Origin of the sequence: Burkholderia sp. E168m23, assembly GCF_016586125.1 — a bacterium.
Taxonomy (GTDB): domain Bacteria; phylum Pseudomonadota; class Gammaproteobacteria; order Burkholderiales; family Burkholderiaceae; genus Burkholderia; species Burkholderia orbicola.
In genome coordinates, this window is sequence record NZ_BCPP01000413.1 from 1 (window position 1) to 5921 (window position 5921).

5 protein-coding genes and 1 pseudogene are annotated in these 5921 nt (G+C 67.2%); 2 read left to right on the plus strand and 4 right to left on the minus strand.

Annotated features, from left to right (window positions below):
- Both uvrA and JMF90_RS20610 read left to right on the plus strand, forming a co-directional pair.
- On the plus strand, positions 1-1881 hold a 1881-nt coding region (gene uvrA, locus JMF90_RS20605; RefSeq protein WP_201325371.1), incomplete at its 5' end, for an excinuclease ABC subunit UvrA.
- A 239-nt stretch (positions 1882-2120) separates the two neighbouring features.
- Positions 2121-3203, plus strand: a complete 1083-nt coding sequence (locus JMF90_RS20610) for an AI-2E family transporter (RefSeq protein ID WP_006477797.1) — start codon at positions 2121-2123, stop codon at positions 3201-3203.
- Positions 3204-3292: 89 nt separating this feature from the next.
- On the opposite strand, the gene purU is transcribed toward JMF90_RS20610, so the two are convergent.
- The 4 genes and pseudogenes from purU to JMF90_RS20630 all read right to left on the minus strand — a co-directional run.
- Complete coding sequence (gene purU, locus JMF90_RS20615) at positions 3293-4177, minus strand: formyltetrahydrofolate deformylase (protein WP_006483149.1); 885 nt, start codon at positions 4175-4177, stop codon at positions 3293-3295.
- Positions 4178-4250: 73 nt separating this feature from the next.
- Positions 4251-5117 carry an NUDIX hydrolase family protein gene (locus tag JMF90_RS20620; protein WP_054928058.1) on the minus strand — a complete coding sequence of 289 codons (867 nt, stop codon included), beginning with the start codon at positions 5115-5117 and terminating at the stop codon, positions 4251-4253.
- Positions 5118-5122: 5 nt separating this feature from the next.
- Positions 5123-5737 carry a LysE family translocator gene (locus tag JMF90_RS20625; RefSeq protein WP_011694405.1) on the minus strand — a complete coding sequence of 205 codons (615 nt, stop codon included), beginning with the start codon at positions 5735-5737 and terminating at the stop codon, positions 5123-5125.
- A gap of 87 nt (positions 5738-5824) precedes the next feature.
- Positions 5825-5921 (minus strand): annotated as a pseudogene (locus JMF90_RS20630) (adenine phosphoribosyltransferase); the annotation flags it as partial.

Below are 5921 nucleotides of genomic sequence, written 5' to 3' on the forward strand. Positions count from 1 at the left end.
TACGAATTCGACATCGACGCCGCATTCGAGGATCTGCCCGAAAAAATCCGCAAGGTGCTGCTGTTCGGCTCGGGCAAGCAGACGATCCCGTTCTCGTACATCAACGAGCGCGGCCGCACGACGATCCGCGAGCACGTATTCGAAGGGATCATCCCGAACCTCGAGCGCCGCTACCGCGAGACCGATTCGGTCGCGGTGCGCGAAGAGCTGTCGAAGTACCAGAACAACCAGCCGTGCCCGTCGTGCGACGGCACGCGCCTGCGCCGCGAAGCGCGCCACGTGCGGATCGGCACCGGCGACCACGCGCGCGGCATCTATGAGATCAGCGGCTGGCCGCTGCGCGACGCGCTCGGCTATTTCGACGGGCTGACGCTCGAAGGCGCGAAGCGCGAGATCGCCGACAAGGTGATCAAGGAAATCGTCGCGCGCCTGACGTTCCTGAACAACGTCGGCCTCGACTACCTGTCGCTCGAGCGCAGCGCGGAAACCCTGTCGGGTGGCGAGGCGCAGCGCATCCGGCTCGCGTCGCAGATCGGCTCGGGGCTCACGGGCGTGATGTACGTGCTCGACGAGCCGTCGATCGGCCTGCACCAGCGCGACAACGACCGCCTGATCGCGACGCTCAAGCACCTGCGCGACCTCGGTAACTCGGTGATCGTCGTCGAGCACGACGAGGACATGATCCGCACGGCCGACTACGTGGTCGACATGGGCCCCGGCGCGGGCGAGCACGGCGGCGTCGTGGTCGCCGAAGGCACGCCGAAGCAGGTGCAGTCGAACCCGCAGTCGCTGACCGGCCAGTACCTGCTCGGCAAGCGCGTGATCGAGTACCCGGACGAGCGGCTCGCGCCCGATCCGGAGCGGATGCTGCGCATCGTCGACGCGCACGGCAACAACCTGAAGCACGTCGATCTCGAACTGCCGGTCGGCCTCCTGACCTGCATCACCGGCGTGTCCGGCTCCGGCAAGTCGACGCTGATCAACGACACGCTGTATCACGCGGTCGCGCGCCACCTGTACGGCTCGGCGGCCGAACCGGCGCCGCACGAGGCGATCGAGGGCCTCGAGCACTTCGACAAGGTGATCAACGTCGACCAGTCGCCGATCGGCCGCACGCCGCGCTCGAACCCGGCCACGTACACGGGCCTGTTCACGCCGATCCGCGAGCTGTTCTCGGGCGTGCCGACGTCGAAGGAGCGCGGCTACGATCCGGGCCGCTTCTCGTTCAACGTGAAGGGCGGCCGTTGCGAATCGTGCCAGGGCGACGGCGTGCTGAAGGTCGAGATGCACTTTTTGCCGGACGTCTACGTGCCGTGCGACGTGTGCCACGGCAAGCGCTACAACCGCGAAACGCTCGAAGTGCACTACAAGGGCAAGAACATCAGCGAAGTGCTCGACATGACGGTCGAGCATGCGTACGAGTTCTTCAGCGCGGTGCCGGTCATCGCGCGCAAGCTGAAGACGCTGCTCGACGTCGGCCTCGGCTACATCCGCCTCGGCCAGTCGGCCACGACGCTGTCGGGCGGCGAGGCGCAGCGCGTGAAGCTGTCGCTGGAGCTGTCCAAGCGCGACACCGGCCGCACGCTGTACATCCTCGACGAGCCGACCACCGGCCTGCACTTCCACGACATCGCGCTGCTGCTGGAAGTGATCCACCGGCTGCGCGACCAGGGCAACACGGTCGTGATCATCGAGCACAACCTCGACGTGATCAAGACGGCCGACTGGGTGATCGACCTCGGCCCCGAAGGCGGCGCCGGCGGTGGCCAGATCATCGCGCAGGGCACGCCCGAGCAGGTCGCGAAGACGAAGGCGAGCTTCACCGGCAAGTACCTCGCACCGCTGCTCAAGCGTCCGACCCGCAAAGTCGCGGCCGGCTGACGCCCGTTCCACCCTGCCCGCGCGCGGCCGCCCGGCCGCGCGCTCGTCGTAGCCGCCGCGCCCCCTCGTTTTCCCTTCTGCGTTTACACCACGCGCCAAACGGCCCGTTTGCGGACCATAATGGCAGCTATACTTTACGGTCGTAAGGTTCGCCATCCGCACCAATCCGGTGCGGCGCCGGGCGACCCGCGCGCTACCGCGCGCGGCGCGGCACGACATACGGACGACAGGAATCCACGATGGAGAAGCAACAAGAGTCGCGCGACACGCAGAACCGCGAGCCGCACCTGCGCAGCGTGCGGCTGACGAGCGACTTGAGCCTGCCGAAGCTGTCGGCACTCGAGATCGGCAGCTATCTCTTCGCGCTCGTCATGATGTGGCTCGTCCTCGAGCTCAAGCTGCTCGGCGGGATGCTGGCCGGCCTGCTGGTCTACCAGTTGATCCACACGATCGCGCCCGTGATCGAACGCCATACCACCAGCATGCGCGCGCGCTGGGTCGCCGTCGTGCTGCTGTCGATCGCGATCGTCGGCGCGCTCACCGGCCTGACGCTCGCCATCATCGAGCATTTCGAACACACGGTGCCGAACCTGCAGAGCCTGCTCGGCCAGTTGATGCAGATCGTCGAGCAGACCCGCGCCCGCACGCCGGCCTGGATCGCCAACCTGCTGCCCGTCGACGTCGAACAGATGAAGACGAAGGCGGCCGTGCTGATGCACTCGCACATGGACCAGCTCCAGCAAAGCGGCAAGAGCGTCGCGCGCGGCTTCGGCCACGTGCTGTTCGGGATGATCATCGGCGCGATGATCGCGATCGGCGTCGAGCAGGGCAAGGTGCGCCGACCGCTGTCGACCGCGCTCGTCACGCGCGTGTCGCGCTTCGCCGACGCGTTCCGCCGCATCGTGTTCGCGCAGATCAAGATCTCGGCGATCAACGCGGCATTCACCGGCATCTACCTGCTCGTCGCGCTGCCGATCTTCCATCAACGGCTGCCGCTGTCGAAAACGCTCGTGCTGGTCACGTTCATCGTCGGCCTGCTGCCGGTGATCGGCAACCTGATCTCGAACACGCTGATCGTCGCGGTGTCGCTGTCGGTCAGCATGGGCACCGCGATCGCGTCGCTCGCGTTCCTCGTGGTCATCCACAAGCTCGAATACTTCCTGAACGCGAAGATCATCGGCGGCCAGATCGAGTCGCGCGCGTGGGAGCTGCTGCTCGCGATGCTGATCATGGAAGCCGCGTTCGGGCTGCCGGGCGTGATCGCCGCGCCGATCTTCTATGCGTACCTGAAACGCGAGTTGTACCTGCTGCGGCTGATCTGAAGCCGCCCGCCACCGGCAAACAAAAACGCCGCGCCCCGTGAAGGGCGCGGCGTTTTCGCTTGTGGAGCCGGCCGTTGGGGGCCGACGGATCAGCGGAACACGACCGTCTTCGTCCCGTTCAGCACGATCCGGTGCTCGACGTGCCACTTCACCGCCCGCGCGAGCGTCACGCACTCGACGTCGCGGCCGATCGCGGTCAGCTGGTCGGGCGTCATGCTGTGGTCGACGCGCTCGACTTCCTGCTCGATGATCGGGCCTTCGTCGAGATCGGTCGTCACGTAGTGCGCGGTCGCGCCGATCAGCTTCACGCCGCGGTCGAAGGCCTGGTAGTACGGCTTCGCGCCCTTGAAGCTCGGCAGGAACGAATGGTGGATGTTGATCGCGCGCCCGGCGAGCTGCTCGCACATGTTCGGCGACAGGATCTGCATGTAGCGCGCGAGCACGACGAGATCGGCCTGGTGCTCGTCGATCACTTCCAGCACGCGTGCTTCCTGCGCGGCCTTCGCGGCATCGGACGAGCCGCCGATCAGCGGAAAGTGATGGAACGGAATGTTGTAGCTCGCGGCAAGCTGGTAGAACTCCTTGTGGTTCGACACGATCGCCGGAATCTCGATCGGCAGCTGGCCGGTGCGATAGCGGAACAGCAGATCGTTCAGGCAGTGGCCGATCTTCGACACCATGATCACGACGCGCGGCTTCACGGCCGCATCGTGCAACTCCCAGCGCATCGAGAACTGTTCGGCGAGCGGCGCGAACTCCTTGCGAAGCGTGTCGAGCGCCGACGCGGCATCCACGCCGCCGCCGTCCTGTTCGAAGTGCACGCGCATGAAGAACTCGCTGGTGCGGCTGTCGCCGAACTGCGCGGAATCGAGGATGTTGTTGCTGCGCTCGAACAGGAAGCCCGAGACCGCATGGACGATGCCGTGCCGGTCAGGGCACGACAGTTTCAAGATAAAGCTGTGATCGGTCGGCATGACCGCTACTCCCATTGTTTCCGTATTCGTCAAATTGCCCGTTCGCGCCGCGCGGCGCGCGTCGCAGTGCACGTCATGCAGCCGGCACGAACAGCGCGTCGATGCCGGCCGCGTCGGCCGCCGCGATCCAGCGGTGACGCAGCAGCGTGTCGAGCGTCGCGAGGCTCGCATCCATCGTCGCGCGGCCTTCGCGCAGCCAGCCGATCACCTCGGGCACGCCGGCCAGCAGGTGCTCGGCCACTTCGCCATCCTGGTTGCGCGGCGCGAAATCGTGCGGCAGCGGCAGGTCGTACACGAAGATCAGTTCGGACTGCGTGCCTTCCGGCAGCGAGTTCAGTACCTGCACCGTGCGGCCCGCGATCGCGCGCGCCGCCAGGTCGGCCGGAATGCCGGCTTCTTCCCAGCATTCCTTCGCGAGCGTCTCGTGAACGCCCAGCCCCCAGCCGATCCCGCCCGCGACGACGTTGTCGAGCATGCCGGGGTCGGTCGCCTTGGTCGCGCTGCGGCGGCCGAGCCACATCTTCGGCGCGGTCGCGACGGGCGGCTCGCCCGGCGTAACCGCATATTCTACGATGCCGTTCACGTGCACCGCATAGGTCTGCGTGCCGAAGAAGCGCGACGCGGCGCGCTCGATATACGCGAGCGGCGGATCGTCGAAGCGGTTGCGGATCGCGTAGATCTCGTCGCGCCAGCCGGGAATCGCGCCCTCGGCCGCGAGCGCGCCGATCGCGCTGGCCAACGCCATGCTGCGCGCATCGACCGAATCGTAGCGCGCCGACAGCACGACGCGCTCGCCGGTCAGCTCGAACACGTCGGGCCAGCGCGCGAGCTTCGCGACGTCCTGGCGGCGCACCCAGCCGACCGCCTGGCCGGCGATCTCGAAACGCAGGTGCGCGGCCGGATCGAAGCGGCGCGCGGCCGCGATGCACGGAAACGTCATCGTCATCAATCCTTCAGTGCGACGCGGATGCCGATCGCGATGAACGTGGCGCCCGCGATCCGGTCGAGCCACACGCCGGCCTTCGGGCGCCGCTTCAGCCACGTGCCGATCATGCCCGCGCCGACGCCGAACAGCGAGAAGACCGCGGCCGTCTGCAGCATGAACAGCGCGCCGAGCTCGAACATCTGCAGCGTCACGCTCTGCGCGCCGTGCGGATCGACGAACTGCGGCAGGAACACGACGAAGAACAGCGTGACCTTCGGGTTCATCAGGTTGCCGATCACGCTCTGCCGGAAGATCGTGCCGAGCGGCTGCGGCGGCCGCGCATGCGCGTTCGCGAGACCCTGGCTGCGCAGCGCCTTGATGCCGATCCACACGAGGTACGCGGCGCCCGCGAGCTTCAGGATCTGGAACGCGACCGGCGACGAACGCAGCACGGCCGCCACGCCGAGCGCCGCGAGCGTCGTGTGGAACAGGATTCCCGCCGTGAAGCCGAGCGCGGCGACGAAGCCGGCCGCGCGGCCCTGCGAGATGCCGCGGGCGAGCACCTGCAGGTTGTCGGGACCCGGCGCGAACGTGATCGCGACCGACGTGGCGAGAAACAGCATGAAGTTGGGCATCGTGACCTCGCTGCGGAAGGTGAACCAAGCGGTGAACCAAGCGTGAACCGAGGCCAGCCGGGGCGGCAAACCCCGACGGACCGGCGTTCAGTGGCCGGCGAATTCGGTAACGGTATAGACCGGCAGTCCGGCGTTGCGCAGCAGCGTCGAGCCGCCGAGATCGGGCAGGTCGATGATCGCCGCG

Coding starts and splice junctions, on each gene's coding strand:
- purU (WP_006483149.1), bottom strand. CDS start 4,177: ATGCCGACCGATCACAGCTTTATCTTGAAACTGTCGTGCCCTGACCGG.
- JMF90_RS20620 (WP_054928058.1), bottom strand. CDS start 5,117: ATGACGTTTCCGTGCATCGCGGCCGCGCGCCGCTTCGATCCGGCCGCG.
- JMF90_RS20610 (WP_006477797.1), top strand. CDS start 2,121: ATGGAGAAGCAACAAGAGTCGCGCGACACGCAGAACCGCGAGCCGCAC.
- JMF90_RS20625 (WP_011694405.1), bottom strand. CDS start 5,737: ATGCCCAACTTCATGCTGTTTCTCGCCACGTCGGTCGCGATCACGTTC.